Here is a 26,761-nt window from a genome sequence, read left to right as displayed (position 1 = left end):
CCGCTCAGGGGTTCTCCCACACCTCCCGTGTGAGGAACGCGAGCTGTGCCCGCTTCGTGGGCAGGTCGATCTCCGGCCCGAGCTCGAAGCCGGTGCGGCGCATGCGGGCGATCGCGCGGACGTTGCGGACGTCGGGCTCGACGACGATCCGCTCGGCGCCCGGCTGCGTGAAGAGGAGGTCGAGGATCGTCGCCATGAGCCGCGTCGCGAAACCGGGAGTGGGTGCACCGCGACCACCGACCAGGAGGTGCGCACCGGTGTCGCCGGGTCTCACCGGGTAGCACTCGCCGACGGGGTCCTGTGCGGGGTCGTACGTCTGGAGGAGCGCGACCGGTTCGTCGTCCCGGCGCACGAGGAAGGCGTGGTGGCTGGGGAGCGAGTCGACGTAGGCGTAGAGGTCGCCCAGCTCCTCGCGGTCCAGCTCGGCGAGCCCCCAGAACTCCGTGCCTGGCGCGGTCACCCACCGGTGCAGCACGTCGAGGTCGGCTCGCGGGTCGAGGACGGTCGTCGTGATCCGGCCCAGCCCGGGGAGGGTCCGGTCTCCGACGAGCGTGCCAGGCGGACCGCCGTGAAGTCGCACGTGGTCCAGGGGCGGCGCGGCCAGCGGTGCGTCGGTGACCTCGGTCATGGCAGGTCCTCTCGGGTGAGGTGGGCCCAGTCGGTGACGACCTCGACGGTCGTCGCGGCGGCCCAGAGCGGGAGCTGGTCGGTGAAGTGCGGGCTGCGCGGGTCCCCGGACGCGCCGAACGGCACGATCCAGCGGCTGCGCTCGCGGTCGTCGAGGTCCCAGACCCACCGGGCGACCGAGCCACGCCAGGACAGGTCGCTCGTCCCGGGGCTCGACGACGTCGAGCGCACGCAGTCGGTGTCGCCGCCGAGCGGCACGGCGGTCACGGTCGGGGCGGCACAACCGGGGACGTCTGCGAGGACGTGCAGCGCGTGGAGCCGGTGCGCATCACCCCAGGACCCGTCCGTAGCCGGCCGGGCGGCGACCTCCTCGAGCGCTGCACGCACCTCGGCCGCGGCGTCGATGCCGAGCAGCGGCGAGGCGAGCAGGCGTTCGAGCGAGTGTGCGACGCGCGGTCCCACCGCGAACCACGGGTCGAGCGCGGCGTCCGTCCCGTGCGGCGCGTGGAGCGCGCGCAGCGCCGGGTGCGCGCTGATCCGCACGACGAGTGCCGAGCGGACGGCCGCGAGCTCCGCAGCCGGGACGCTGTCCGTATCCATGTGCCGGTCCCATGCGAGCAGCCGCGACCGGAGGTCCGTCGCACCGGGTGCGAGGCCGTCGGCGTCGGCGATGCGGTCGAGCAGGCCGGTGCAGGGCAGCAGCGTGTCGGCATGGATCGCCTCCATGTCCCGCACGTCGAGGCGCTCGGCGCGCCGCTCGGCGAGCAGCGACCGGACGCGCTCCGCCCGGTGCGGGGGAGCGTAGGCGCTCCCGAGGTCCCAAGACCGGTCGTGGGGTCGGTCGTTCGCGTCCACGGCGACGTCGTCGACGAGGCGCGGCGCGGGGAGCCGCAACCACGGCGCTGGGCGGGCCGCAGCCGACCAGGCGTCGTGCGGGCGGACACGCTCGGTGGGAGAGCGCTCGGGCAGGCGCCCGGCGACCACGCCGAGGACCGTCCCCGCCGTGTCGGCCACGACCACGCGGTTGACCGGGTCGACCCAGCGCGCGAGCGCGTCGGCGACGTCGGCAGCGGTGCGCGCGCGCAGGAGCGGGAGGAGCGCCGAGACGCCCGCATCCGCGTCGACGCGCACAGGGGCGCGCAGGCTCAGGGCGAGCGTCTCGCTGACGCTCGGCGGGCCCCCGTCGCCTGCCGGGTGGGTCGCTCCCGCGTCGGTGGTCGTCCCCACCCCGCCGAGGTCGGCGAGGACGGGACCGCGTGCGGTCTCGACGACCTCGATCGTCACGTCCTGGCCGCCACGGACCCGGATGTGCGCGGTCGATCGTGCTGCTGGCTCCCACCCGTCCGGCCCGAGCGCGACGAGCGCGTCGCCCTCGCGCCGCAGGCGCTCGCGGAACACCTCGACGTGATGAGCCATCGCGTTCGTCACGCCCCAGGCGGCATGACCGGTGTGACCGAAGTGCGGGATACCGGGGACACCGGGGAACGCGAGGCCCACGACGTCGAAGTCGGGGCAGGACAGCCGGATCTGCTGGTAGACACCGGGCAGCTCGAGGAGCCGGTGCGGGTCGCCCGCGAGCAGCGGCCGACCGCTCGCGGTCCGCGACCCGTGGAGCGCCCACGCGTTGCTGCCCGACGACGGCGCCCCGCCCTCGACCGACTCGGCGAAGAGCGGCACGGCCTCCTCGCCGAGGACGTTCGCCACGTGCTCGTTCCACAGCAGGTGCGGGAACGACGAGAAGAGCGCGTGCGCGACGAGCAGCACACCGATCGGCGCCCACGGCTCCCACGGCTCGTGCGGGGTCCCACCGCCGTGTTCGCCGCTGCCGTCCCCGTCGCCGCTGTCCCCGTCGCCGTGGTGCTCGTCGAGCAGGCCGATCTCCACCGGCCGCGTGCCCGCCACGACGCCCGCGAGCAGGCCGGCGTTCACGCCGTGCACGTACGCGTCGACCCACTCCCGGTCCTCGTCCGCGAGCCGGGCGTAGACCCGCTGGGCCGTGTCGTCGATCCGGGTGCGGCGCGCGAAGACGTCCCACGTGACGCCCGCCGCACCGATGCGTTCGGCGAGCCGGCCCTGCGCGCGCCAGCGGTCCACCTCGATCTGCCAGCCACGGTCGAGGGCCGTCACACGCCCCTGGGCCTCGGCGAGCTCGAGGTGGTCCGACGCCCGCAGGTGGGGGACGCCCCACGCGTCGCGGAAGAGCTCAGCGGTCACGACCACCCACCGGCGGGCGCGTGGACGCTGGGAGGGTGCTCCCTGGGAGGGCGGTCGCCGCGACGGGGTTGGCGAGCGTCCCGGCGTAGATGAGCGACGACGACTGGTCGGTGAGGTCGACCATCTGCAGGGTGTTGCGCAGCTGGAGACGGTTGAGGCAGGAGTGCGCGAACCGGGCGGCGCGCAGGTCGACGTCCGTCTCGAGGTCGGGGTGGTCCGCCCGGTGCTCGTCGACGCACCGCGCCACGAGGTCCCAGAACTCGGCCTCCGGCAGCACTCCATCGATGTCGAGGATCGCCGCGAGGTGCCGGAAGAACCCGTCGAACACGTCGGTGAAGACGGACAGCGCCTTCTCCTCGTCGTCGACCGGGTGGCAGATCCTCCGGACGTCCGCCGGCATGGGGCGCTCCGCGACCACGGCGACCTCCTCGCCGATGTCCTTCATGAACACCCCGACGGGCACGTGGTCCTCGAGGACGAGGATGAGGTTCTCCCCGTGCGGCATGAACACGAGGTCGTGCACGAGCAGGCAGTGGACGACCGGCCGCAGGTAGGCCCGCAGGTACCGGCGCACCCACTCGGCCGGGTCGAGACCGGAGGCCTCGACGAGCGCTGTGGCGTACGCGCCGCCGTCGGCGTCGCGGTGCAGGAGCGCGGCCATCGTCGCGAGGCTCTGATCGGGCTCCACGAGGGAGACCGGGCTCTCGCGCCAGAGCGCCGCGAGCATCTTGCGGTGCGCGCTGGGGCGCGCGGTGCGGTGGTAGACGTCGCCGGTGTAGCCGATCGACACCCGCTCGCGCAGGACGCGGAAACCGCAGCTGCGCAGCGTCTCGTCCTGGTCGACGAGCTCGGCGACCCAGTCGTTGATCGCCGGCGTCGGGCGCATGTACGCCGGCGACAGCCCTCGCAGGAAGCCCATGTTCTGGATCGCGAGCGCCACCTTGACGTAGTGGCGGTCCGGGCGCGACCGGTTGAGGAGCGTCCGGATGGACTGCTGCGCCTGGTACTCGTCGTCCCCCTCGCCGAGCAGCACGAGGTCGCCGCGGCCCAGGTCCGCCGCGAAGGTCACCGCGACACGGTGCTCCCACTGCCACGGGTGCACGGGCAGGTACCGGTACCCGGCCGGGTCGTGGCCGAGCGCTCGCAACGTCGCGTCGAAGCGCTCGAGCGTCGCGTCGCCGAGCTCGCCACGGTAGAACGCGTCCTCGTCGAGGCCGTCGCCGAGGGCGAGGTGGGTCGATGCGCGCCGGGCCGCGAGCCACACCACCCGGATCGGCGCACCGGCCTCGGGGGAGTAGGCGGCGTGCTCGGCGACGCCGAAGCCGATGCGCCCGTTGTTCGCGACGAAGCCGGGGTGCCCCTCCGTCATCGCCTGCTCGACCGCGGCGAGGTCCGCGTCGACGAGCTCGCGCGAGCTCGGGCCACCGTGGTGGACCTTGAACGCTGCGCTCGCGAGGGTCGAGGAGAGCTCTTCGAGGTAGACGGGCAGCAGGTCGTCGGGCACCTGGAGGTCGGGCTGGAGCTCGAGGACGAGGTCGAGGGCGTCGAGCGGTGCGGGGACGCCCTCCACCTCGCGTGCGATGCTCGGCTCCTCGATGACCCAGTGCTCGAGCGCCGTGCGGCGGGCGCGGAAGCGGTAGACGACCCGGCCGCCGTCGAGGGTGAGCCGGTACGGCGCGGCTGTGGTCGCGGGCTCGGCGTCCTCGAGCAGGACCGGCGCGAGCAGGCGCTCGTGGCTGAACTCCGCCAACGCCTTCGCGACGAGGTGGCGGTGCGCGACGGCCATCGTCTCGGGGCGCAGGTGCGGTGCCTGGGCGGGCCCCGCAGCTTCGGGCCCGGCGGGGCGGGCGGTGGTCGGGGCGCTGGTCGGGGCGCTGGACGACAGGGCGACGGGTGCCGGTGCGGTGAGAGTCATGAGTGGATCCGTCCGAGGTGGCTGGAGGCGAAGTCGTCACGCGTGCAGACGCTCAGGCGTGCACGCTTGCCGGGGAGGTCGACCTCGCGCAGGACGCGGAAGCCGACGGCGGCGTTCTTCACGGCGATGGGCTCGTTGGTCACGTCGGGCTCGACGACGACGCGCCGGGCGTCGAGCTCGTCGAAGAGGAACCGCACGACGGCCGCCATGACGGCCGAGGTCAGCCCGTGCACGCGCGGCTCGGGCGGCGCTGGCGGTGGCGAGACGAGCAGGTGCATCCCGATGTCACCGGGCTCGGCGTCGTGGATCCCGGCGAGGAGCACGTGCGCGGGGTCGTAGGTCTCGACGAGGAAGGTCGGCTCTCCGCCGACGCGCCCGAGCCACGCGTCCTGGTGCGGGTCGGTCTCGATCTCGCGGAGGTACGCGAGGACCTCGGCCGCCTCGAGGTGACCCATCTGCCAGAACGCCGACGCGGGGTGGCGCAGCCACGCGTGCAGCACGCGCGCGTACCGGTCGACGTCGAAGGGCTCGATGGTGATGTCGAGCGGGACGCCGGCCGTGACGGGCGCCGTGGTCTCGGCGCTCACCGGAGCGCCCCCGTCGGTACGCCGGCCGGCACGCCGAACTCCTGGAACGCGATGCGCCGCTCCATGGGGTAGACCTCGCGGCCCGTGATCGTCGCGAGGATCGAGGAGTTGCGCCACGGACCGAAACCGAGGTCCGGGGCGGTGAGGCCGTGCGTGTGCTCCTCGGCGTTCTGCACGAACACCCGCCCGCGCGCGGACCGGGCGTCGGGCCCGATGGCGTCTCTGGCGACTTCGGCGACGTCGATCGTGTAGTCCCGGGCGACCGCGAACCGCCCCAGGTCGTCCCACGCGAGGTGCTCGCGGGCACCGAGGACGAAGTCGGGGACGCGGGCGGCGTACCCGGTCGCGAGGACGAGGGCGTGGGTCGTGTGCTCGTGGGCCTCGTCGAGCTGACCGTGCCGCAGGCGGAGCGTGATCTCCTCGGTCGCCGCGTCCCACCGGGCGCCGAGGACCTCCGTGTCGGTGAGCAGCGTCGACGGGACGGGTCCACGGACGCTCTTGCGGTAGAGGGTGTCGTAGATGTCGTCGACGAGCGCGGCGCTGATCCCCTTGTAGAGGCTGCGCTGCTCGCGGCCGAGCCGTTGACGTGTCTCGAGGGGCAGGGAGTGGAAGTGGTCCGTGTACTCGGGCGAGGTCATCTCGAGCGTGAGCTTCGTGTACTCCATCGGGAAGAAGCGCGGTGAGCGCGTCACCCAGTCGAGGCGGGCGGGCTGCTCCCCGACCGTCTCGAGGAGGTCCCGGTAGATCTCGGCGGCGGACTGGCCGCTGCCGACCACGGTGACGGACCGCGCGGCGCGCAGGAGGTCGCGCTGGGGCAGATACTCGGAGCTGTGCACCGCGAGGCCGGGGACGTCCCGCAGAGCGGGGGGCACGACGGGGCTCGTCCCCGTCCCGAGCACCACGTGCCGGGCGCGGTACGTCTCCTCCTCGCCGGTGTCGCTGCGGACGGCGCGCACGACGTACGTGTCGCCGTCGACCTCCAGGTCGACGACCGTCCTGCCCCACCGCAGGGTGTCGAGATGCTCGGCCACCCACCGGCAGTACGCGTCGTACTCCTCGCGCAGCGGGTAGAAGCTCTCCCGGATGTAGAAGGGGTACAGGCGGCCGCTGGCCTTGAGGTAGCTGAGGAAGGAGTAGCGCGACGTGGGGTCGGCCATCGTCACGAGGTCGGCGAGGAACGGCACCTGGATGGTGGCGCCCTCGATCATCATGCCGGGGTGCCAGCTGAAGCCGTCCGCGGAGTCGAGGAAGACCGCGTCGAGCTCCGCGAGCGGTGCGCTCAGGGCGGCGAGGCCGAGGTTGAACGGGCCGATGCCGATGCCGACCACGTCGTACGTGCGGAGGTCGGCGCTCATCGTGCACCCACCGGTGCGGGCACGGTGCGGGCGGGAGCGTGGGAGGCGCGGTCGAGCAGGGCGTCCCCCTCGACGAGGGCTGCCGCGGTCGAGCTGACGAGGGCGAGCACCCGCCGCACGTCAGCGACGCTCACCTCGGGGTTGAGCAGCGTGAGCTTGAGGCAGGGGCGCCCGCCGATGACGGTCTTGGCCACGAGGGTGCGGCCGGACTCGAAGAGGACCCGGCGGACGAGGGGCACGAGGCGGTCGGAGGCGGCGTCGTCGAGGCCTGCGGGCTGGTAGCGGAAGAGGACGGTGCTCAGCTGGGAGCGGCCGACGAGCTGGAGGTCGGCGTCGGCCGCGATGACCTCGTGCGCCTGGGCAGCGAGGTCGATCACCTCGTCGAACATCTCGCCGAGGCGGTGGGCACCGAGGGCGCGCAGGGTGACCCAGAGCTTGAGGGCGTCGAAGCGGCGCGTGGTCTGGAGGGACTTGTCGACCTGGTTGGGCTCGCCGCTCCCGGCGGGGTTGAGGTAGTCGGCGTACCAGGCGGCGGGCGCGAGGTCGGCGGGGACGCGGACGAGGACGGCGCTCGACGAGACGGGCTGGAAGAAGCTCTTGTGGAAGTCGACGGTCACGGAGCGGGCGCGCTCGATGCCGTCGAGCAGGTGACGGCGCGTGGGGGAGACGAGGAGGCCACAGCCGTAGGCGGCGTCGACGTGCAGCCACACGTCGGCGTCCTCGCAGACGTCGGCGATCGACGCGAGGGGGTCGATGCAGCCGCGGTCGGTGGTCCCGGCGGTCGCGACGACGCACATCGGTACCTGCCCGGCGTCGCGGGCGTCGCGCAGGGTGTCGGCGAGCGCCTCGGGGAGCATGCGGCCGTGGGCGTCGGTCGCGACGGTGAGGACCGCGTCGTCGCACAGGCCGAGGAGCCGGGCGGACTTCTGCACGCTGAAGTGGCTCGACGCCGTGGCGACGACGACGAGCTGGTGCAGCGCAGCCCGGCCCAGCGGGTGGCGCGCGGTGGCGTGCTCGCGGGCGAGCAGGAGCGACTGGAGGTTCGACTGGGTGCCGCCGGAGGTGAAGATCCCGTCGCCGCTCGTGAAGCCGATCCGGGCGTTGACCCAGTCGACGAGCCGGCGCTCCATGAGCGTGCCGATCCCCGACTGGTCGTAGGTGTCGAGCGACGCGTTGACGGCGGAGACCACGGCCTCGGCGGCGACGGCGGGCAGCGCGACGGGGCAGTTGAGGTGCGCCGCGTAGTCGGGGTGGTGGAACCAGACGGCGTGCTCGGCGAAGAGGGAGTCGGCCTCCTCCACAGCGAGTGCCGTGCCGCGTCCGGGGCCGTCGAGGTCGATCGCGTCGACGAGCGCCTGGAGCTGCTGCCGGCTCGCGCCGGAGAAAGGTTGGGTGGTGGTGCGCAACCGGTCGGCGATGCGACCGACGGCGTCGTGCATCGTGGCGGTGTAGGTGTCGGCTGTGGTGGAGGACAGCAGCTCGTGCACGCGTTTGCTCCCGGATGGCTGGACGAGGGTAGGTAAGGCACTCCTAAGATGGAGCGTCTCGCGCCCACCGTAATGCACGAACTGCCGGGATTACGTCTGGGCGCTCCTGTGAACTAGTTCACAGGATTGAGGTAAGGCAATCCATACCGACGCGTAGGTTAGGCATGCCATACTTTGGATCATGACCACTCTCGCAACGGCAACGCTCGAGCGCACGCAGCCCTCGTTCCGCGCGTTCGGCGTGACCGTGGGCGCCGTCCGGCGGCTCGGCCCGTCGTTCGTCCGCGTGACGTTCACGGGCGCGGACCTCGACTTCTTCGGGAGCGGCGGTCTCGACCAGCGCATCAAGGTCGTCTTCCCCGACTCGGCCGGCCGCGCACCCGTCCGCTCCGACTTCGACGGCGACAGCTGGTACCAGGCGTGGCGCGACCTCCCCGAGGACGTCCGCCACCCGTTCCGCACCTACACGATCCGTGCGACGCGCTCGGCACACGAGACCTCCAGCGGGAGCGCCGAGGTCGACGTCGACTTCGTCCTCCACGGCACCGAGCCTGGCCCAGACGGCGCACCCACGCACAGCGGCCCCGCGTCACGGTGGGTCGCGAGCGTCGTCCCCGGTGCTGAGGCCGTGCTCATCGGCCCCAACGCCCTCTACGCAGGCCAGCCCGGCGGGATCGAGTGGCAGCCTCCCGTCACCGCCACCACGCTCCTGCTCGCCGGTGACGAGACCGCCGCCCCCGCGATCACGTCGATCATCGCGACGCTGCCCCCCGGGACCCGCGCCCACGCGTTCATCGAGGTCCCCGAGAGCGGCGACGCCCTCACGGTCCCCGTGCCCGACGGCGTGACCCTCACCTGGCTCCCGCGCCACGACGCCGTCGCCGGAGTGCGGCACGACCACGGCGTCCTGCTCGACGCCGCCGTCCGTGAACGCATGAGCGAGCACTGCGCCGAGCTGGCCAGCGCCGCGACCGCTGCCCGGCAGACCGTCCGGGCTGCCGAGCCGGAGGACGTCGACATCGACACCGACATCCTCTGGGACGTGCCCGCCGGCCACGCGGAGCCGGGCCTGCCCGCGCTCTCCGGCTGCTACGCCTGGATCGCCGGCGAGGCCGCCGTCATCCGCGACCTGCGCCGCCACCTCGTCCGCGACCTCGGCATCGACCGCCGCTCCGTGGCCTTCATGGGCTACTGGCGCCGCGGCAAGGCCGAGTGCTGAGCCTGCCCCGTCGGCAGCTCACCCACATCCTTTCTCTCCCACCCCCTCCACAGGCCGGGCACCCGCCCCGGCTCGAGCCGCAAGGACACACAGTGACCACGAGCAAGACCACCACGCGCGCCGTCGCGACGATCGCCGGCAGCCTCCTCGCCCTCGGCGCGCTCGCCGCGTGCAGCACCGACACCACCGGGTCCTCGGACGCGACGAGCGCCGCCGGCGACACCAGCGCGTTCCCCGTGACGATCGAGCACGCTCTCGGCGAGACGGTCATCGAGGAGGCACCGACGAGCGTCGCGACCGTCAGCTGGGCCAACCAGGACGCGGCGATCGCGCTCGGCGTCGTGCCCGTGACGATGCCGTTCTCCACCTACGGCGGCGACGAGAACGGATACCTCCCCTGGACGCTCGAGGCTCTCGAGACGCTCGGCGACGAGCGTCCCGCCCTCTACTCCGACGTGGACGGCGTCCCGTACGACGAGCTCGAGCTCGCCGGACCTGACATCATCCTCGGCACGTACTCCGGCATGACCGAGGACGAGTACTCGCAGCTGAGCAAGATCGCCCCGACGATCGCCTACCCCGAGGCCGCCTGGGGCACCGACTGGATCCAGCAGCTCGACGTGACGGGCCGCGCGCTCGGCCTCGAGGACGAGGCGGCCGCGCTGAAGACCGAGATCGAGGACGGCATCGCCACCGCTGTCGAGTCGGCGCCGGAGATCGAGGGCAAGACCTTCGCGTACCTGTCCTTCTCCTCCACGGACCCGTCGGTCGTCACGTACTACACGCCGGCCGACTCGCGCGTCGAGTTCGTCGAGTCCCTCGGCCTCGAGAGCGCGCCGAGCATCGTCGAGCTCGCCGAGGGCAACGACTACTTCTACGGCGAGATCAGCGCCGAGCTGGCTGACACGATCGACGCGGACATCGTCTTCGCATACGTCGACAACGCCGAGCACCTCGCGGCCGTCCAGGCCGACCCGCTCCTCGGTGCGATCCCCGCGATCGCCAGCGGTGCGGTCGTCATGCTCGACGACCCGACGTTCATCCTCTCGACGTCGGCCCCGTCGCCGCTGTCCATCCCGTGGGCCGTGGACCAGTACGTCCCGCTCATCCAGGAGGCGGCGAACAACGTCGAGTGACGTCCGCCGACCACATCGCATGACGAGCACCCTTCCCACCGGACAGCCGGTCGCGACCCCCCGGGGCACGCGGCCGGCTGGCCCGCGTGACGGGCGAGCCACGCACGCACCGCGCCGCGGCGTCCTCGTGCTCGGTCTCGTCGCCTGTCTCAGCGTCGTGGTTCTCGTCGCGCTCGTGAGCGTCGCCGTCGGCGCCCGGCAGGTCCCCCTGGCGGAGGCATGGGCCGCTCTCACCGCGTACGTCCCGGGGGACATCGCCCACGAGGCCGTGCGCTCGCGCATCCCGCGGACGCTCCTCGGCCTGCTCGTCGGGGCCGCGCTCGGGTTGGCCGGTGCCCTCATGCAGGGGCTCACCCGCAACCCCATCGCCGACCCGGGCATCCTCGGCGTCAACGCCGGGGCGTCGATGTTCGTGGTCCTCGGGATCGTCGTGCTCGGCGTGACGTCGCCTGCCGCGCACGTGTGGTTCGCCTTCGCCGGCGCGGCGATCGCGGCCGTCGCGGTGTACTGGGTCGCGTCCTTCGGCCGGGGCGGGCCCACCCCGGTGAAGCTCGCCCTCGCCGGGGCGTGCATCACCGCGGCCCTCACGTCCGTCATCACGGCGCTGCTCATCATGAACACGCGCGCCTGGGACACGTTCCGCTTCTGGCAGGTCGGCTCCGTCGCAGGGCGCTCGCTCGACATCATCGGCACCGTCCTGCCCTACCTCGTCGTGGGGATGGTCGTCGCGCTCGTCAGCGGGCGTGTGCTCAACGCCCTGTCCCTCGGCGACGACCTCGCGCGCGGGCTCGGCCAGCACGTCGGCCTGGCGCGCGGTCTCGCGGCCGTGGGGGTCGTGCTCCTCTGCGGCGGCGCGACGGCCGCGGCCGGGCCGGTCGCCTTCGTCGGGCTCACCGTCCCGCACGTCGCCCGCGCCATCACCGGACCGGACTACCGGTGGATCCTCCCGTACAGCGGCCTGCTCGGCGCGGTCCTCGTCGTCGTCGCTGACGTCCTCGGGCGGATCGTCGCGCACCCCGGCCAGCTCCAGGTCGGCATCGTCACCGCGTTCATCGGGGCGCCCGTGTTCATCGCGCTCGTGCGGCGCAGGAAGCTGGCCGAGCTGTGAGCGCGCCTGTGGTGATCCCCGAGTCCGTGAGTCCGGAACCAGAGACCGCGCCGCCGACGGTCCCCGCGGGGACGCTCAGCCCGGTCGAGACCGTGCGCGCGGCCCGGCGCGAGCGCACCACCCGGTCGCGGCTGGTGACCGCCGTACTGGCGGCGCTGGTCGTCGGGCTCGTGGTGCTCACCCTGTGCGTCGGGGCGTTCATGGTGTCCTTCGTCGACGTGCTGCGTGTCATCGGCGGCGCGGACATCGACGGCGCGACGTTCGTCGTGTGGGACCTGCGCCTGCCGCGCACCCTCACCGCGCTGTGCGTGGGTGTCGCTTTCGGCGTCTCCGGCGCCATCTTCCAGACGCTCGTCCGCAACCCCCTCGCGAGCCCGGACATCATCGGCATCACGGCGGGTGCGAGCGCTGCGGCGGTCGTCGCGATCATGCTCTTCGGCCTCAACCCCGCGCTCGCCGCGCCCTTCGCGTTCGGCGGGGCGCTCGCGTCCGCGACGATCATCTACCTGCTCGCGTGGCGCGGCTCCGTCTCGGGGTACCGCCTCGTGCTCGTGGGTATCGGCGTCGCGGCCGTCCTCAACGCCGTGGTGAGCTACGCGTTGACCCGGGGCGACGTCATCGACGCCAACGAGGCGCTCGTGTGGATCACCGGGTCGCTCAACTCGAGCTCGTGGGGCCGGCTGCCCGGCCTCTTCTGGCCGCTCGTGGCGCTCGTGCCGGTCGTGGCGTTCCTCTCCCGGCCGCTGCGCGGGCTCCAGCTCGGCGACGACCTCGCCGCCGGGATCGGGGTGCGGCCCGAGCGGTCGAAGCTCGCGCTCATCGTCGCCGCGGTGGCGCTCGCCGCGATCGCGACCGCGGCCGCCGGACCGGTGGCCTTCGTCGCGTTCCTCTCCGGCCCCATCGCCCGGCGCCTCGCCCCGGGCTCGGGACTCGCGCTCGTGCAGTCCGGTCTCGTCGGGGCCTGCGTGGTGCTTGCGGCCGACTTCGCGGGCGCGCAGCTCTTCGGCGAGGTGCGCCTGCCGGTCGGGATCATCACGGGCGTCATCGGTGCCCCGTTCCTCCTGTGGCTGCTCGCCCAGTCCAACCGCATCGGAAAGGGCTGACATGGTCCACCACACGCTCGCCGCCCGGGACCTCACGCTCGGGTACGACGCCCGCGTCATCGTCCCCGAGCTGAGCGTCGACATCCCGGCCGGGCAGATCACCGTCATCGTCGGCGCGAACGCGTGCGGCAAGTCGACGCTCCTGCGCGGGCTCGCACGGTTGCTGTCGCCGCAGTCGGGGACCGTGCTGCTCGACGGCGAGGACATCCGCTCGCGCTCGACCAAAGACGTTGCGAAGGTGCTCGGCCTCCTGCCGCAGACGCCGATCGCACCCGACGGCATCACGGTCGCGGACCTCGTGGGGCGTGGCCGCTACCCGCACCAGGGCTGGTTCAAGCAGTGGTCGGCCGAGGACGACGAGGCGGTGGCGGACGCGCTCGAGGCGACGTCGACGCTCGAGCTGGCGGCGCGCCCTGTCGACGAGCTCTCCGGTGGTCAGCGTCAGCGGGTGTGGATCGCGATGGCGCTCGCGCAGCGCACGGACGTGCTCCTCCTCGACGAGCCGACGACCTTTCTCGACGTGAGCCACCAGGTCGAGGTCCTCGACCTGCTGTGCAGCCTCAACCGGACCCTGGGGCGCACGATCGTCATGGTGCTGCACGACCTCAACCTCTCGGCGCGGTACGCCGACCACCTCATCGCGATGAAGGACGGCCGCATCCACAGCCAGGGCACGCCCGCCGAGGTGGTGACGGCCGCGGGCATCGAAGAGGTCTTCGGGCTCCGGTGCCGCGTCATCGACGACCCCGAGACGGGGACCCCGCTCATGGTCCCGATCGCCGCGCCGCACCTCATCGGTCCCGGACGCTTCGGGGTGCGTGCGAAGGCGGTCTGATCAGGCGGTGGCGTAGAAGACGTCGACGGAGGTCTCGTGGCCTTCGGGCGTGCGCCACGAATCTGGGGTGATACCGACTGCTGGGGTTACCAGCGGTCGCCGTCGGGTTCGTCGACGGGCGGGGGTGGCGGCTGGGCGGCGAGGGTGGCGCGTGAGCCGGCACGCATCGCGTCGGTGCGTCGTGGGTTCGACGGGTCGTCGTCGATCCGCGGGGCGAGGTATCCGGCTGAGCTGCGCTTGCCCTTCTTCGCGCTGCCGCCCGCGCCTCCGGCGCCGCCGCCGCCCATCATGCCGCCGCTCGTGCCCGAGGTCCCGGACGATCCGGTCGCTCCCGCAACGGTCCCGGGCACGCCGGCCCCGCGACCGCCCGCCGTGCCTCCTGCGCCCGGTGTCCCGGCCACGGACGCACCGCCTGCGCGACTACCCGCACCACCGCCGCCGAACAGACCCGAACCGGCCCCGCCGAGCGCGCCCGACCGGGCACCACCGAGCAGACCCGCCGAACCCGCGCCGATGACACCGGCGCTCATCCCAGGAGACCCGGAGCCGCCGCTCCCGCCCGCAGCGATCGACCCGCCCGCACCGGCACCGGAACCGGCGAAGCCGGACGCACCGGCACGGTCGACGGACCCGTACCCGCCCGCACCGTTGACGTACCCACCGGTCGCACCGTCGACCGACGTGTAACCACCACCAGAACCCAGACCGGAACCGGAACCGTGCTGACCATCGCCCTGTGACGGTTCGCCGGACCACCCGTCGTCGGAGGTGCCGACCGAGGGAGGTGTGCTCACGACGAGCGACTGCGGGTCCACCGGGTTCTCCACCGCGAACAGCCTCACGGTCTCGGCGGTCGCCTGCATCACGGACGCCTCGGCGTTGATCTGCCTCAGCGCCTGAGCCGCGACGGCGTCCGCCTGGTCATCCGTGAGCGGGGCGCTCTGCATGAGGTCGCTGATCCTGTAGGACGGCCCACCGATGCCGTCGGCGAGCGTCCGCTTCGAGGCGACGAGCACCTCCGCCTGATCGGCGATGGCCGCCAAGGAGGTGACGTTCGCCGAGTGCTCGTAGAGCTTGCGACCGAGCTCGACGAACGTCTCCGCCGAGCTCTCCGCCGACAACCCGGTCCAGCCGACGTTGGCCGCGATCAGACTCATCGAGTCGGCGACGCTCGCGATCGCAGCAGCTGCCTTGGCGAGCTTCGCCGAGTCGTACGAGCCAGAGTCGAGAACTGACGTCTGGTGGATCTTCTCCAGAGCGGTCTCGTTCGTCCCCGTCATGGGTGCTCCTGTCGTCGATCCGTGTGTCGTGACGTGTGGGTGTGCTCAACCTGCGGTGTAGAAGACCTCGACGTAGTCGCCCTGGCCGTCCGGCCGGATCCAGTCGACGAAGACTCGCCATCGACCGTCGGCAGCTTGAGCCGGGGACACCTCGACGCAGGCGACGCCCTCGACCACGGGCTCCTTGTCGAGGTCGATCGGGTGGAACGTGTCGACGGCGAGCCCGAAGTCTCCGCACGTGTTGATCGCGCTCACGGTGCCGTCGGCGGCGACGTGCTCGACGACGATGGACTCGATGCGATCGAGGCCCGCGGGGTCCCCCGTGTAGGTGACGTTCGCGGGGGCAGAGACGTAGACCATCCCGGCTGCGGGCTGGAACTGCTCGATCTGGTCCGGCCACGTCTCTCGGAGACCGGGTTCGAGGTCGGGCCACGTGTCGGTGTCGGTGGCGCCGAGGGTGATGGTCCAGTCGTCGAGCATGACGAAGCTGTCTCCGGGGCCGTAGGGGTTCTCGTCGGTGCCGATGGTCACCCCGGGAACGTCCTCCTCGGGTGTCGGCTCGGCCGAGGGGGTCGTGCTCGCGCTCGGCGTCGAGCCCGCACCGGCCGACGCACGCGGGTCCGGGGCGTCGTCGCCGTCACCGGCGAACACGCCGGACAGCGCCAGGGCTCCGACGACCGCGAGTGCGACGCCCGCGCCGACGAGCGCCGTGATCGCTGGACGTCGTCTCGACTGCGACCCGCTCGGAGTCGGGCTCGTGGTCGGCGATCCCTGCGGGACCGGACTTTCCCACTGTGACACGGGTTGCCTTCCTGATGGTGTGACGGCGTCGGGCGGACCAGCGGGCGACACTAGATCGGCTGCTGGTGCTGGCGCGTCTTGATGCTCTGACCGTTGTACTGCAGTCCCGACGTCACGAGGGGAGGAGCGGCGAGGGCGTCGTCGACCCTCCGCTCGAGCGAGGAGAGGGCGTCGAGCGTTGCCTGGTCCTGCCACTGCATCTCGGCGGCGTACGTGCGGATCGCTTCAGCCATCCCGACGATCTTGAGCTCTGCCTGGTCGAGCACGGCGATGATCGCGGAGGAAGCGCTGCCGTACGTGGCAGCGAACGTGACGAGCGACGGGACGGCAGACCACGCCTGGCGTGGAGGCCGAGTGGCGATCGTCTTCAGCTGCAAACGTGCCTCAGCGAGCTGGATGAGCGTCTCCTCGACCCGTGCGACGTTGAGGAGCAGCTCGTCGATCGAGTCGATCGTCACGGTGCCGGTCGCGGCAGGTGCTGGTAGATCGCTCGTCACGCTGGGCCCCCGCGTCGGTGCGACGGCTCCCGAGACCGGTGCGCGTCCTCCCTGAAGGCTAGGGCACGCCGGGCGCGGGGTGGGGCCCGAGGCATGGTGAGAACTCCCCTTGACCTGGAGGCCTGACCTGCGCCGGGACGTCGACGGGGGAGGTCGGGCTGGTGCCCCCGACGTCTCAGCGACGGGACCCTCACCCGCCGGGCTGGACGCTCACGATAAACTGACCACCGGTCTGTACCGTGCACCCGCAGCAGACAAGAATCCAGCCTGAGGAGCCCCCGTGGGACGCGTAGTCGTCGACGTCATGCCGAAGCCCGAGATCCTCGACCCGCAGGGCAAGGCCGTCGCCGGGGCCCTGCCGCGACTGGGCTTCACGCAGTTCACCAGCGTCCGCCAGGGCAAGCGTTTCGAGCTCGAGGTCGACGGGCCCGTCACCCCCGAGGTGCTCGCCGCCGCCCGCGAGGCCGCGGACCGCGTCCTGTCGAACCCCATCATCGAGGACGTCGTCAACGTGTTCGACGCGTCCGACGAGGTCGCAGCGGTATGAGCGACACCCAGCACCTCGGCGGCACCCGCATCGGCGTCATCACCTTCCCCGGCACGCTCGACGACCGCGACGCCGCCCGCGCCGTCCGCCTCGCCGGCGGCACCGCCGTCCCGCTCTGGCACGCAGACGCCGACCTCCACGGCGTCGACGCCGTCGTCCTCCCCGGCGGTTTCTCCTACGGCGACTACCTCCGTGCCGGCGCCATCTCCCGCTTCGCGCCCGTCATGGAGTCGCTCGTCGACGCCGCCAACGGCGGCCTGCCCGTCCTCGGCATCTGCAACGGCTTCCAGATCCTCACCGAGGCCCACCTCCTGCCCGGCTCCATGATCAAGAACGACGGCCTCGCGTTCCTCTGCACCGAGCAGACCCTCACGGTCGAGAACGCCACCACCGCGTGGACGCGCGACTACACGCAGGGTGAGCAGATCACCATCCCGTTGAAGAACCAGGACGGCCAGTTCGTCGCCGACGAGCACACCCTCGACGAGCTCGAGGGCGAAGGTCGCGTCGTGGTCCGCTACGCCGGCGTCAACCCCAACGGCTCCCGCCGCGGGATCGCCGGCATCACCAACGCGGCCGGGAACGTCGTCGGGCTCATGCCGCACCCCGAGCACGCCGTCGAGTCCGGCTTCGGCACCGCCGCAGAGCGTGGCCCCCGTGCCGGCACCGACGGGCTGAGGTTCTTCACGTCCGTCCTCGGCTCGCTCGTCCGCGCCTGACCCGCCCGCCCGTGGTGAACATCTCCGGGGCGCCAGCCCTCGTCGACCCGGGGTCCGCTACGGCGGTGCCCTCGACGATGCCCGCGGGCGTCACGCTCGAGACCGTCCCCTGGGACCTCGCCGAGGTGCACGAGCTGCGCGAGGAACAGCAGGTCGAGCTCCGGGGCCGCTACGGGCGGGGCGAGCCCGGACCGCCGCCGACCGGCCACGGTCTCGTCGCCATGGTGCTCGTCCGCGTCGACGGCCGGACGAGCGCCTGCGGCGCGGTCCAGGACATCACGGGGGAGCACCCCGACCTCGGACCGGGACGCATCGGCGAGATCAAGCGGGTGTTCGTGCGCCCGGAGGCCCGGCGTCGGGGACTCTCCCGGCTCGTCATGGGAGCCCTCCACGAGCATGCGCGCGACGCCCGCCTCGACCGGCTCGTCCTCGAGACCGGCATGCTCCAGCCGGAGGCCTGCGCACTCTACGAAGCGTGCGGCTACACCCTCATCGAGAACTACGGCCCGTACGTCACCGACCCGGTCTCGCTCTGCTACACCCTGAGCCTCACCTGACCCGGAGCTCAGGCACTCCGCGGGTGCCGCTAGGCTGTCGCCGTGATCGGGGGCTCGCTCGGAGCGCTCGACTCTCAGAGCATGCAGGAGGCGTGATGGTCCCCATCATCACCGTTGCCGCCATCTCGATCGTCGTCATGATCATCGTGCGGGCGAGCCGAGGATCCAGCGGCGGATCCTCGACGGGCGGGAACGACGGAGGCGGCGGATGGTTCAGCGGCGGTAGCGACAGCGGTGACGGCGGCGGATGGGGCGGCGACAGCGGTGGCGGCGACGGAGGCGGCGGCGGTGGCGACTGAACGAGTGCGCCCGAGCGCGCGCGGCCGGGCGGTGGAGGCCTGATGTTCGACCATGGTGTCACTGAGGCCGGCCGCGCCACGCAGGTCGTCGGCTCTGACACCGAGCGCGTCGCCCCTCGACCTCGGGCATAGGCCTCGACCTCGGGCCTTGGAACGGTCGAGGTCGAGTCAGGTGCCCGAGGTCGGCGAACTCCACGGGTGCAGGTCAGCCGGCGGCCAGCGCCCGCTCGACGTCTTCGATGAGGTCCAGCGGGTCCTCGAGGCCGATGCTCAGGCGCACGGTCGTCTCCATGATCCCGACGGCGGCGCGACCCTCGGGGCCGAGCTTGCGGTGCGTCGTGGTCGCCGGGTGCGTGACGAGGGACTTCGCGTCGCCGAGGTTGTTCGAGATGTCGATGATCTCGAGCGCGTCGAGGAACGCGAAGGCACGCTTCTTGGCCGTCTCGGCGTCCGTGCCCTCCGGGACTGCGAGGTCGAAGGTCACGACCGTCCCGCCCCCCGACTGCTGAGAGCGCGCGAGCTCGTACTGCGGGTGCGACGGCAGGAACGGGTACCGCACCCGCGTGATGCCGGGGAGCGTCTCGAGGTGCTCGGCGACCCTGAGTGCGGCGGCCGTCTGGGCGTGGACGCGCAGCGGGAGCGTCTCGAGGCCCTTGAGCAGCACCCACGCGTTGAACGGGCTGAGCGACGGACCGGTGTTCCGGATGAACTTCTGGACCGGCCCCTCGATGTACTCCGTCGAGCCGAGGATCGCACCGCCGAGCACGCGGCCCTGACCGTCGATGTGCTTCGTCGCGGAGTAGACGACCACGTCGGCGCCGAGCGCGAACGGCTGCTGGAGGACGGGCGTCGCAAAGACGTTGTCGAGGACGACGACCGCACCGGCGGCGTGGGCGAGCTCGCACACGCGGCGGACGTCGACGATGTCCTGCATCGGGTTCGACGGGGTCTCGAAGAAGACGACGTCGGCGGGCGTCGAGAGCGCGGCCTCCCACTGGTCGGTCTCGTGACCGTCCACGTAGTCGACGGTGACGCCCCAGTCCTTGAAGATCTCCTCGAAGATGACGACGGTCGAGCCGAAGAGCGCGCGGGCGGAGACGATGCGCGACCCGGACTTCACGAGCGCGGCGAGCGAGGTGAAGACGGCGGACATGCCGGTCGCGGTGGCGTAGCAGGCTTCGGCCCCGTCGAGCAGGCGCAGGCGCTCCTCGAACATGTGGACCGTCGGGTTGCCGTAGCGCGAGTAGATGAAGCGGTCGACCTCGCCCTTGAACGCCGCCTCGGCCTCGGCGCCCGAGCCGTAGACGTAGCCCTGCGTGAGGAAGATCGGCTCCGAGGTCTCCTCGAAGTTCGAGCGCACCTGCCCGCCGCGGACGGCGAGGGTCGCGGGGCGCAGCGCGCTGCGCGGGGGAGTCTCGTCCGTCACCGGGCTCACTCCCCGGTGTACGTCGTCGACGGGAGGCCGCGCAGGCGCCACCCGTTGACGGTCCGCTGCCCGCGGGCGTCGGCGTCGCCCTCGAAGCCCTCGAGGATGTTGTACGACGGCCCGAACCCGGCTGCGGTCGCGTCGATCGCCGCCCCGATGGAACGGTTGCCGGCTCGGCAGAGGAAGACGATGGGGCGTTCGTCGCCGGGCTGCACGCCGGTCTTCTCGGCGACCTCGGCGACGAAGTTCTCGTTCGGTCCGTACGCGGTGTTCCACTCGACGAAGGCGACGTCCCGCCCCTCGAGCTCGCTGACGTCGGGGACACCGACCTGGTGCCACTCGCCCTCGGTGCGCACGTCGACGATCACGGCGCGCGGGTCGTCGCGCAGAAGGTCCCAGGCCTGCTGGGGGGTGAGGTCGCCTGCATATGTCATGTGATGCCTCCGTGGTTCCATCGGTCCGGGCGGTAGCACCCTCACCTCGTCGGACGAGGGGGTTGCTGCGGCGTCGTCGTGCCTGGTCACTCAGCCGCTCTGGATGGTCGTACGTCTCAGGATCGCGTGCCGTTCCAGAAATGAGACGGGGTGATCACATCGTGAGATTGACCCGGTCGGTGCGTTGACACGGCCCGTCGCGTCCCCGATCGTTGACTCAGGTCACGAGTGCCAGCAGATAGCCCCGGCTTGCTGGCCGGCAACCCTCCTTCCGCGGTGGGGTGCCCCGGGTGAAGACCTGGCCGGAGTCAGTCGACCTCCGGCAAGCGCGGGACTGCAGGCTTCTGCACAGCGGTCCCCACGATCGTCGGAGGACCCAGGATGTCTGCCACCACTCTCGAGCGCACCACCGCCACCACAGCCACTGCCGCGACCCCAGGCTCCGTGAGCTGCCTGCCCGTCGTCGGCTCGGACACGCTCGTCCCGCTCGTCGACGGACGCGTCCTCACCTACGCCAACCTCGACTGCGCCGCGAGCGCCCCCGCGCTGCGGGCCGTCGCCGACCGTGTCGCCGAGGTGCTCCCGCTCTACGCGAGCGTCCACCGCGGCGCCGGGTACCTCTCCCAGGTCTCGACCGCCCTGTACGAGGCGAGCCGCCACGCCATCGGGTCGTTCGTCGGTGCCCGCGCCGACGACGTCACGGTCGTCACGCGCAACACGACCGACTCCCTCAACCTCCTCGCCGGGTGTGTCCCCGACGGCCCGGACGGCGCACCGGGCCGGGTGCTCGTCCTCGACGTCGAGCACCACGCGAACCTCCTGCCGTGGCAGCGGGCCGCCGGCGGGGCGACCGTCCTCGTCGGCGAGACGTCCGTCGCGGCCACGCTCGCCGCACTCCGTGCGGAGCTCGCCGCCGCGTCGTACGCGCTCGTCGCCGTCACCGGCGCCTCCAATGTCACCGGGGAGTCGCTGCCCGTCGCAGACGTCGTCGCGGCGGCCCACGCCGCCGGCGCGCGCGTGGTGCTCGACGGCGCGCAGCTCGTGCCGCACCGCCGGTTCTCCCTCGCCGACACCGACGTCGACTACATTGCCTTCTCAGGGCACAAGACCTACGCACCGTTCGGGTCCGGTGCCCTCGTGGGACGCCGCGACTGGCTCGACACTGGCGTGCCGTACCTCGCAGGGGGAGGCGCGGTGCGCCAGGTCGGCGTCGAGGACGTCGTCTGGACCGACGCTCCCGCCCGCCACGAGGCCGGCTCGCCGAACGTCGTCGGTGCGGTCGCGCTCGCCGCAGCGTGCGACGCGCTCGGCGCGCTCCCCGAGGGCGCGCTCGCCGCTCACGAGGCCGTCCTGCGCACGCGCCTGGTCGACGGGCTGTCGGCCGTCCCCGGGGTCGAGATCGTCACGGCCTGGGCCGACGCGGTCGACCCCGTCGGTGTCGTGACGTTCTCGGTCGTCGGCCACGACCCGGGCCTCGTCGCGGCCTATCTCTCCGCCGAGCACGGCATCGGCGTCCGCGACGGCCGCTTCTGCGCCCACCCGCTCCTCGCGCGCCTCGGCTACGACGCCGGCGCGGTCCGCGCGAGCGTCGGCGTCGGCACCACCCTCGACGAGGTCGACCGCCTCGTCGCCGCTCTGCACGCCTACGTCACCGCCGGACCGGTCGCCCGGTACGAGGTCGTCGACGGGTGCTGGGCCGTGGTCGACGACCCGCGCCCCTTGCCCGCCGGTTCCGGGCTCACCGGGCTCATCGCGACCGCGTCGGCCGGCCTCGGCGTCACCGCCGGGTGCGGCCCGGTGCCTGGCACGGACGGCTGAGGAGCAGGTCAGAGACCCTCTCCACTCGTGAGCGCCCTCGACCCACAGCGCTCGAGGGCGTAGTGTGCGCCGGGTGAAAAAGACCCTCGCTCCGACCCGCTTTGTCCGGATCGCGTGTGCGGCGGCCACCCTGACACTGGTGCTGACCGCCTGCGACGAGAGGCCTCCGCTCTCCGCGCCGACCGAGAACACCGACGCGGTCGAGGTGGTGGTGCCCGCAGAGCCCACGCCGGAGCCCACCGTCGAGGCGCCCGCCGCGCCCGAGGAGGTGGTGGTGCCGACCGTACCCGCCGAGCCGGTCGAGACACCGGCGCCCGTCGTCGAGGAGCCTGAGCCGGAGGTCGTCCCCGTCGACGACGCTGCGACGTCCGAGCCCGCCGGGCGCGCGGCCTTCCCCGAGGACGCCGTCGGCGACTACCAGCTGGGCGGGGCGTACACGCCCGCTGCCGACGTGACCCTCGTCGTCCGGGACAGCACCGCCGAGCCCGCCCCGGGCCTGTACAACGTCTGCTACGTCAACGGTTTCCAGACCCAGCCCGGTGACTCCGACGCGTGGCTCGCGGAGCACCCCGAGCTCGTCCTGCGCACCGCGGCCGGCAAGCCCGTCGTGGACCCGGGGTGGCCCGACGAGTACATCCTCGACGTCTCCACGGACGTGAAGCGCGAGGCGATCGCGGACATCATGGCGGCCACCATGGCCACGTGCGCGGAACGCGGTTTCGACGCCATCGAGTTCGACAACCTCGACTCCTACTCCCGGTCCGGCGGTGCCCTCGACCTCGACGACACCGTCGCCGCCGCCCACCTGTACGTCGAGCGCGGGCACGAGCTCGGGCTCGCCGTCGGGCAGAAGAACACCGCCGAGCTGGAGGCTCGCGGCCGCGACGAGATCGGCTTCGACTTCGCGATCGTCGAAGAGTGCGGCTACTGGGAAGAGTGCGACGTCTTCACGGACGTGTACGGCGGCGCCGTCTTCGCCATCGAGTACCCGGACGCGGGCGACTTCGCCGCGACCTGCGCCGTGCCGGGGCGTCCCGACAACATGGTCCTGCGCGACCTCGACCTCGTCACCCCCACCCACGAGGACTACGTCTACGGGCGCTGCTGACGGGGACGCGCGGGTCGACCAGGCCCTGGTCCGTGCCGCGAGCTCCACGCGCCACGCCTGACGGGGCGTGCTCTCGAGGACGGAGCGTGCGCTGAACCGCACGCCCGGCCCGCAGGAGCACGCCCTGTCACGACGCCGAGGAGCGGCCTGAACTGAGGGAGGGGCAGTAGGGTCGGGCGCAGCAGGTCGGCCGGTCGGCTGACACGTGTCCCGAGATCGTGGAGGGTGTCGATGGTGGGCGTAGGCGTCGTCGAGGGGGAGAGGAACCTGCCTCCGGGATTCGCGCACCCGCACGCCTCGGACGAGGCGCGGGCGATCGCGGAAGCCGGGATGATCCTGAGGGTCCAGGTCGGCTCGGGCGTGCACGGCACCGCGATCACCGGCCAGGACGACCGCGACGAGATGGGCATCTGCCTGGAGCCTGCCGAGCTCGTGACCGGCCTCGCCCGGGTGCCGCGCGGGACCGACGCGCAAGGCACCGAGATCGAGTTCGAGCAGTACCAGCGGCACACCGTCTGGGACCGCCCCGGCGGCCTGGCGAACAGGTCCGGCGCCGGAGACCTCGACGTCGTCGTCTACTCGGCACGCAAGTGGTGCCGGCTCGCGCTGGCCGGGAACCCGACCGTGCTCCTCGCGCTGTTCGTCCCGGACGAGGAGGTCGTCTACCGCAACGAGGCCGGCGCAGAGCTCGTCGAGAACGCCCCGCGGTTCGTGTCGAAGCTCGCCGCGGACCGGTTCCTCGGCTACCTCCGTGCGCAGCGCGAAGCGATGCTCGGGCTGAGAGGCGCCCACACGAACCGCCCGGAGCTCGTCGCGGCGCACGGCTACGACACCAAGTTCGCGATGCACGCACTGCGGTTGGGTGTGCAGGGAGTCGAGTACCTCACGACCGGCCGGATCACCCTGCCGGTGCCGGAGCCCCATCTCAGCTGGTTGCGCGCCGTGCGGAGCGGCGAGGTGGAGCTGTCACGGGTCGTCGCTGCCATCTCGGCTGCGGAGACGCAGCTCGAAGAGCTCCGCGATGCGTCCAGCCTCCGCGACCACCCGGACCGCCGCTGGGTCGACGACTGGCTCCACCGGACGCACCTGGCCTACTGGTCGGGCTGAGCCCCGCCGACCCCGGCCCGACGGGGCGCTGTGCGTCAGCCGGTCCCTCAGCCCTTCACGCAGAGGAGCGTGCGCAGCCGGGCGACCACCTCGACGAGGTCGGACTGTGCCGCGATGACCGCGTCGAGGTCCTTGTAGGCGCCGGGGATCTCGTCGACCACCCCGGCGTCCTTGCGGCACTCCACGCCCGACGTCTGCGCGGCGAGGTCGTCGACCGTGAACTCCTTCTTGGCCCGCGTCCGGGACATCCGGCGGCCCGCGCCGTGCGACGCCGACTGGAACGACACGTCGTTCCCCAATCCCCGCACGATGTACGACCCCGTGCCCATCGAGCCCGGGATGAGCCCGAGCTCCCCGAGACCGGCCCGGATCGCGCCCTTGCGGGTGACGATGAGCTCCGCGCCGTCGATCTGCTCGACCGCCACGTAGTTGTGGTGGACGTTGACCGCCTCGTCGAACTCCACGTCCCGACCCGCGAAGGCCGTCCGGACCTCCTCGACGACGAGCGCCATCATCACCGCACGCGAACGCGCCGCGTACTCCTGCGCCCACCGCAGGTCGGTCAGGTACGCGTCCATCTGCGGGGTGCCCGCGAGGAACACGGCCAGGTCCCGGTCCGGCAGCGTGAGGTTGTGGTCCAGACCCTTCGCGATCGACACGTGGCGCTCCGCGAGCTCCTTGCCGATGTTCCGCGACCCGGAGTGCAGCTGCAGCCACACCTGGTCGTCCTGGTCGACGCACAGCTCGATGAAGTGGTTGCCGCCACCGAGCGTCCCGAGCTGCTTGCGCGCCCGGGCCTCCAGCTGGTGCACGCCGTCGTGGAGCGTCGAGAACCGGCCCCAGAGCGATGCCGTTCCCGAGACGAACGCAGCGCTCGCGGGCCCGGAGCGGACGGGCCGCAGCCGGCTGACGTCTACGGCCGAGCCGTGCGAGTGGTACCCGACCGGGACAGCCCGCTCGAACGCCGACCGCAGCGGGCCGAGGTCGTCGGGCAGGTCCGAGGCCGTCAAGGAGGTCCGGACGCCGATCATGCCGCAGCCGATGTCCACGCCGACCGCGTTGGGCGAGACGGCATCTCGCATCGCGATGACCGAGCCGACCGTCGCCCCCTTCCCCAGGTGGACGTCCGGCATGACGCGGACGCCCTCGACCCACGGCAGGGCTGCGATGTTGCGCAGCTGCTGGAGCGCCTCGGGGCCGACGTCGTGCGGGTGGGCCCACATGAGCGTCGGCGCCTTCGCGCCCGGGAGGGGGACGGGGAACTCGGTGTGCATGATGCCTCTCTCGATCAGTGCCGGCCGGGAGCGTCACCCGGGCTGTGCGGCGCGCCTGACCGTAGTGGACCGTTGCTGCTGGTCGCCTCCCATTTTCCGCGCCGGCGCTCCCGCGTCGACGCCTCGCGCACCGGCCCGCTACTGTGCAGCCGTGCACCATCAGCCTGTCCCGGAAGGGCCTCCCGTGCGAGCGCGGGACATCACTCCCACGACCCCCGGAGAGCGGCGGAACCGTCCTGCCCAGGTCAGCGGGTGGTTCTTGATCGGCGTCGTCGCTGCTCTGGCGAGCTTCGGGACGTTCCTCGGATGGCTCTACGCGCCGTTCTTCCTCACCGTGGCGGTCGTCTGCTCGATCGGTGCCATCGTCGCAGGGCACGTCGGGCGAGCCCGCCGGTACCGCGCGGGGCGCTCTCAGGCGCTCGCCTGCATCGTCCTCGCGTGGCTGGGGCTCGCGGTCAGCGCGCTCGCGGTCCTCGTCCACCTCGGCGTGCTCGTCGGCTTCGCTGCGCTCTTCGGCTGATCCGGGATGACACGATCGACGACGGGCTGGGTCTCGGCGACCAGGACAGGACAGCGCTCTGACGTCAGTCGGCGATCGCGATCCCGAGGTGCGCCGCGAACGACGGGCCGAGGTCGTGGAGCTGCTCCTCGCTGATGGTCGCTCCCTTGAGACCCGCGAGGCCGGTGATCACGCTGAGCCGTGCGCCGCTGAGGTCGACGCGCTTGAGCTGGGTGGCGGTCGTCGTGAGCTGGTCGATCCGGGTACCGGGAAAGGACACCACGCTGGCGCGGACGCGGGAGAGGTCGAGCTCGCCGATGACGCAGTCCTCGAAGCGGACCTCGCTCAGGCGGGCGTCGCGCAGATTGAGGTAGTCGATCTTGACGTTGCGGAACGTCACGCGAGACCAGTCGCCGGAGTACGCCTGGATGCCGCCGAGACGGCTGGCGCGGACGGTCACGTCGAGCCAGGAGCCCGACGCCGCGTCGAGGGTGTCGGCGCTGACGCTCTCGAGCGTGCAGTCCATGAGCCGGGCGGAGCCGAGGTCCATGCCGGAGAGGTTCGCGCCGCGGAACTCCGAGTCGATGATGCGGGAGCCGGACGCGTCGACGTCCCGGAGATCGGTGCCGTCGAAGATCCCCTTCTCGACGTAGCCCTCGGGCTCGAGTGTCTGTGGGGCGTCGGGGGTCTCGTCGTCGTGCGGCATGGCTTCAGCCTCTCACGCAGGCCTGACGCGGCTGCTCGCCGCCGCCCCAGGTCCGCGTCCACCTGCCCCGGTCGCGCTGATGATCGTCCGGGTGCGCCAGGTC

At 72.3% G+C, this 26,761-nt stretch carries 26 protein-coding genes and 2 riboswitches; of the genes, 13 read left to right on the top strand and 13 right to left on the bottom strand.

Annotation, left to right across the window (positions count from 1 at the left end; all coding sequences use genetic code 11):
- Nucleotides 1-4 precede the first annotated feature (4 nt).
- Genes ABKW26_RS00130 through ABKW26_RS00105 form a run of 6 tightly spaced genes read right to left on the bottom strand, consistent with a single transcriptional unit; the run spans nt 5 to nt 8,185 of the window.
- Nucleotides 5-628, bottom strand: a complete 624-nt coding sequence (locus tag ABKW26_RS00130) for a GNAT family N-acetyltransferase (protein WP_348590357.1) — start codon at nt 626-628, stop codon at nt 5-7.
- Nucleotides 625-2,841 carry a penicillin acylase family protein gene (locus ABKW26_RS00125; RefSeq protein ID WP_348590356.1) on the bottom strand — a complete coding sequence of 739 codons (2,217 nt, stop codon included), beginning with the start codon at nt 2,839-2,841 and terminating at the stop codon, nt 625-627. The genes ABKW26_RS00130 and ABKW26_RS00125 overlap by 4 nt, the downstream gene beginning before the upstream one ends.
- Nucleotides 2,831-4,756, bottom strand: coding sequence for an IucA/IucC family protein (locus tag ABKW26_RS00120; protein WP_348590355.1), 1,926 nt, complete (start codon nt 4,754-4,756; stop codon nt 2,831-2,833). Before ABKW26_RS00120 ends, ABKW26_RS00125 begins: the two co-directional genes overlap by 11 nt.
- A complete protein-coding gene (locus ABKW26_RS00115) occupies nt 4,753-5,343 on the bottom strand; it encodes a GNAT family N-acetyltransferase (RefSeq protein WP_348590354.1) in 591 nt (196 codons plus the stop codon). Before ABKW26_RS00115 ends, ABKW26_RS00120 begins: the two co-directional genes overlap by 4 nt.
- Nucleotides 5,340-6,698: a SidA/IucD/PvdA family monooxygenase gene (locus ABKW26_RS00110; protein ID WP_348590353.1), complete on the bottom strand. Its 1,359-nt coding sequence runs from the start codon at nt 6,696-6,698 to the stop codon at nt 5,340-5,342. Before ABKW26_RS00110 ends, ABKW26_RS00115 begins: the two co-directional genes overlap by 4 nt.
- On the bottom strand, nt 6,695-8,185 hold the full coding sequence (locus ABKW26_RS00105) for a pyridoxal-dependent decarboxylase (RefSeq protein WP_348590352.1): 1,491 nt from the start codon (nt 8,183-8,185) through the stop codon (nt 6,695-6,697). The genes ABKW26_RS00110 and ABKW26_RS00105 overlap by 4 nt, the downstream gene beginning before the upstream one ends.
- Nucleotides 8,186-8,366: 181 nt before the next feature.
- Here ABKW26_RS00105 and ABKW26_RS00100 point away from each other — a divergent pair, with 181 nt between their 5' ends.
- The 5 genes from ABKW26_RS00100 (at nt 8,367) to ABKW26_RS00080 (ending at nt 13,586) form a co-directional block, all read left to right on the top strand.
- Nucleotides 8,367-9,404, top strand: a complete 1,038-nt coding sequence (locus tag ABKW26_RS00100) for a siderophore-interacting protein (protein WP_348590351.1) — start codon at nt 8,367-8,369, stop codon at nt 9,402-9,404.
- Nucleotides 9,405-9,496: 92 nt separating this feature from the next.
- Nucleotides 9,497-10,540, top strand: a complete 1,044-nt coding sequence (locus ABKW26_RS00095; RefSeq protein WP_348590350.1) for an ABC transporter substrate-binding protein — start codon at nt 9,497-9,499, stop codon at nt 10,538-10,540.
- A 19-nt stretch (nt 10,541-10,559) separates the two neighbouring features.
- Nucleotides 10,560-11,648, top strand: a complete 1,089-nt coding sequence (locus ABKW26_RS00090) for an iron chelate uptake ABC transporter family permease subunit (RefSeq protein ID WP_348590349.1) — start codon at nt 10,560-10,562, stop codon at nt 11,646-11,648.
- A gap of 26 nt (nt 11,649-11,674) precedes the next feature.
- Nucleotides 11,675-12,751 carry an iron chelate uptake ABC transporter family permease subunit gene (locus ABKW26_RS00085; RefSeq protein WP_348590348.1) on the top strand — a complete coding sequence of 359 codons (1,077 nt, stop codon included), beginning with the start codon at nt 11,675-11,677 and terminating at the stop codon, nt 12,749-12,751.
- Between the two features lies 1 nt (nt 12,752).
- A complete protein-coding gene (locus ABKW26_RS00080; RefSeq protein ID WP_348590347.1) occupies nt 12,753-13,586 on the top strand; it encodes an ABC transporter ATP-binding protein in 834 nt (277 codons plus the stop codon).
- A gap of 86 nt (nt 13,587-13,672) precedes the next feature.
- Here the strand turns inward: ABKW26_RS00080 and ABKW26_RS00075 are convergent, their stop codons facing one another.
- From ABKW26_RS00075 to ABKW26_RS00065, 3 genes are read right to left on the bottom strand one after another with little or no spacing between them, the layout of a single operon-like run.
- Nucleotides 13,673-14,866, bottom strand: a complete 1,194-nt coding sequence (locus ABKW26_RS00075; protein ID WP_348590346.1) for a hypothetical protein — start codon at nt 14,864-14,866, stop codon at nt 13,673-13,675.
- Between the two features lie 45 nt (nt 14,867-14,911).
- On the bottom strand, nt 14,912-15,667 hold the full coding sequence (locus ABKW26_RS00070; protein ID WP_348590345.1) for a hypothetical protein: 756 nt from the start codon (nt 15,665-15,667) through the stop codon (nt 14,912-14,914).
- A gap of 50 nt (nt 15,668-15,717) precedes the next feature.
- A complete protein-coding gene (locus ABKW26_RS00065; RefSeq protein ID WP_348590344.1) occupies nt 15,718-16,164 on the bottom strand; it encodes a hypothetical protein in 447 nt (148 codons plus the stop codon).
- Between the two features lie 280 nt (nt 16,165-16,444).
- Here ABKW26_RS00065 and purS point away from each other — a divergent pair, with 280 nt between their 5' ends.
- The 4 genes from purS to ABKW26_RS00045 all read left to right on the top strand — a co-directional run bounded on the left by purS (nt 16,445) and on the right by ABKW26_RS00045 (nt 18,286).
- Nucleotides 16,445-16,711, top strand: coding sequence for a phosphoribosylformylglycinamidine synthase subunit PurS (gene purS, locus ABKW26_RS00060; protein WP_348590343.1), 267 nt, complete (start codon nt 16,445-16,447; stop codon nt 16,709-16,711).
- A complete protein-coding gene (gene purQ / locus ABKW26_RS00055) occupies nt 16,708-17,430 on the top strand; it encodes a phosphoribosylformylglycinamidine synthase subunit PurQ (protein WP_348590342.1) in 723 nt (240 codons plus the stop codon). Before purS ends, purQ begins: the two co-directional genes overlap by 4 nt.
- A 65-nt stretch (nt 17,431-17,495) precedes the next feature.
- A complete protein-coding gene (locus tag ABKW26_RS00050) occupies nt 17,496-17,987 on the top strand; it encodes a GNAT family N-acetyltransferase (protein ID WP_348590341.1) in 492 nt (163 codons plus the stop codon).
- Nucleotides 17,988-18,082: 95 nt separating this feature from the next.
- The gene (locus ABKW26_RS00045; protein ID WP_348590340.1) at nt 18,083-18,286 is read left to right on the top strand and encodes a hypothetical protein; all 204 of its coding nucleotides are present in this window, start codon (nt 18,083-18,085) and stop codon (nt 18,284-18,286) included.
- A gap of 205 nt (nt 18,287-18,491) precedes the next feature.
- On the opposite strand, the gene ABKW26_RS00040 is transcribed toward ABKW26_RS00045, so the two are convergent.
- Both ABKW26_RS00040 and ABKW26_RS00035 read right to left on the bottom strand, forming a co-directional pair.
- Nucleotides 18,492-19,712 (bottom strand): O-succinylhomoserine sulfhydrylase, encoded by a 1,221-nt coding sequence (locus tag ABKW26_RS00040; RefSeq protein ID WP_348590339.1) that lies wholly within the window; start codon nt 19,710-19,712, stop codon nt 18,492-18,494.
- 5 nt (nt 19,713-19,717) lie between these two features.
- Nucleotides 19,718-20,146, bottom strand: a complete 429-nt coding sequence (locus tag ABKW26_RS00035) for a rhodanese-like domain-containing protein (RefSeq protein WP_348590338.1) — start codon at nt 20,144-20,146, stop codon at nt 19,718-19,720.
- 14 nt (nt 20,147-20,160) lie between these two features.
- A riboswitch (SAM riboswitch) is annotated at nt 20,161-20,256 on the bottom strand.
- A 110-nt stretch (nt 20,257-20,366) separates the two neighbouring features.
- A riboswitch (SAM riboswitch) is annotated at nt 20,367-20,481 on the top strand.
- 46 nt (nt 20,482-20,527) lie between these two features.
- Here ABKW26_RS00035 and ABKW26_RS00030 point away from each other — a divergent pair.
- The 3 genes from ABKW26_RS00030 (at nt 20,528) to ABKW26_RS00020 (ending at nt 24,179) form a co-directional block, all read left to right on the top strand.
- Complete coding sequence (locus tag ABKW26_RS00030; RefSeq protein WP_348590337.1) at nt 20,528-21,964, top strand: aminotransferase class V-fold PLP-dependent enzyme; 1,437 nt, start codon at nt 20,528-20,530, stop codon at nt 21,962-21,964.
- A gap of 73 nt (nt 21,965-22,037) precedes the next feature.
- Nucleotides 22,038-23,072: an endo alpha-1,4 polygalactosaminidase gene (locus ABKW26_RS00025; protein ID WP_348590336.1), complete on the top strand. Its 1,035-nt coding sequence runs from the start codon at nt 22,038-22,040 to the stop codon at nt 23,070-23,072.
- A 231-nt stretch (nt 23,073-23,303) separates the two neighbouring features.
- Complete coding sequence (locus tag ABKW26_RS00020) at nt 23,304-24,179, top strand: nucleotidyltransferase domain-containing protein (RefSeq protein ID WP_348590335.1); 876 nt, start codon at nt 23,304-23,306, stop codon at nt 24,177-24,179.
- A gap of 47 nt (nt 24,180-24,226) precedes the next feature.
- On the opposite strand, the gene ABKW26_RS00015 is transcribed toward ABKW26_RS00020, so the two are convergent.
- Nucleotides 24,227-25,453 (bottom strand): RtcB family protein, encoded by a 1,227-nt coding sequence (locus tag ABKW26_RS00015; RefSeq protein ID WP_348590334.1) that lies wholly within the window; start codon nt 25,451-25,453, stop codon nt 24,227-24,229.
- Nucleotides 25,454-25,604: 151 nt separating this feature from the next.
- Between ABKW26_RS00015 and ABKW26_RS00010 the strand changes: the two genes are divergently transcribed.
- Entirely contained in the window at nt 25,605-25,973 is a 369-nt protein-coding gene (locus ABKW26_RS00010) for a hypothetical protein (RefSeq protein ID WP_348590333.1), read from the top strand.
- A 64-nt stretch (nt 25,974-26,037) separates the two neighbouring features.
- Here the strand turns inward: ABKW26_RS00010 and ABKW26_RS00005 are convergent, their stop codons facing one another.
- Complete coding sequence (locus tag ABKW26_RS00005; protein WP_348590332.1) at nt 26,038-26,658, bottom strand: pentapeptide repeat-containing protein; 621 nt, start codon at nt 26,656-26,658, stop codon at nt 26,038-26,040.
- Nucleotides 26,659-26,761: the final 103 nt, after the last annotated feature.

Source organism: Sanguibacter sp. 25GB23B1 (assembly GCF_040012415.1).
GTDB lineage: Bacteria > Actinomycetota > Actinomycetes > Actinomycetales > Cellulomonadaceae > Sanguibacter.
This window is presented reverse-complemented; position numbering and strand designations above follow the sequence as displayed.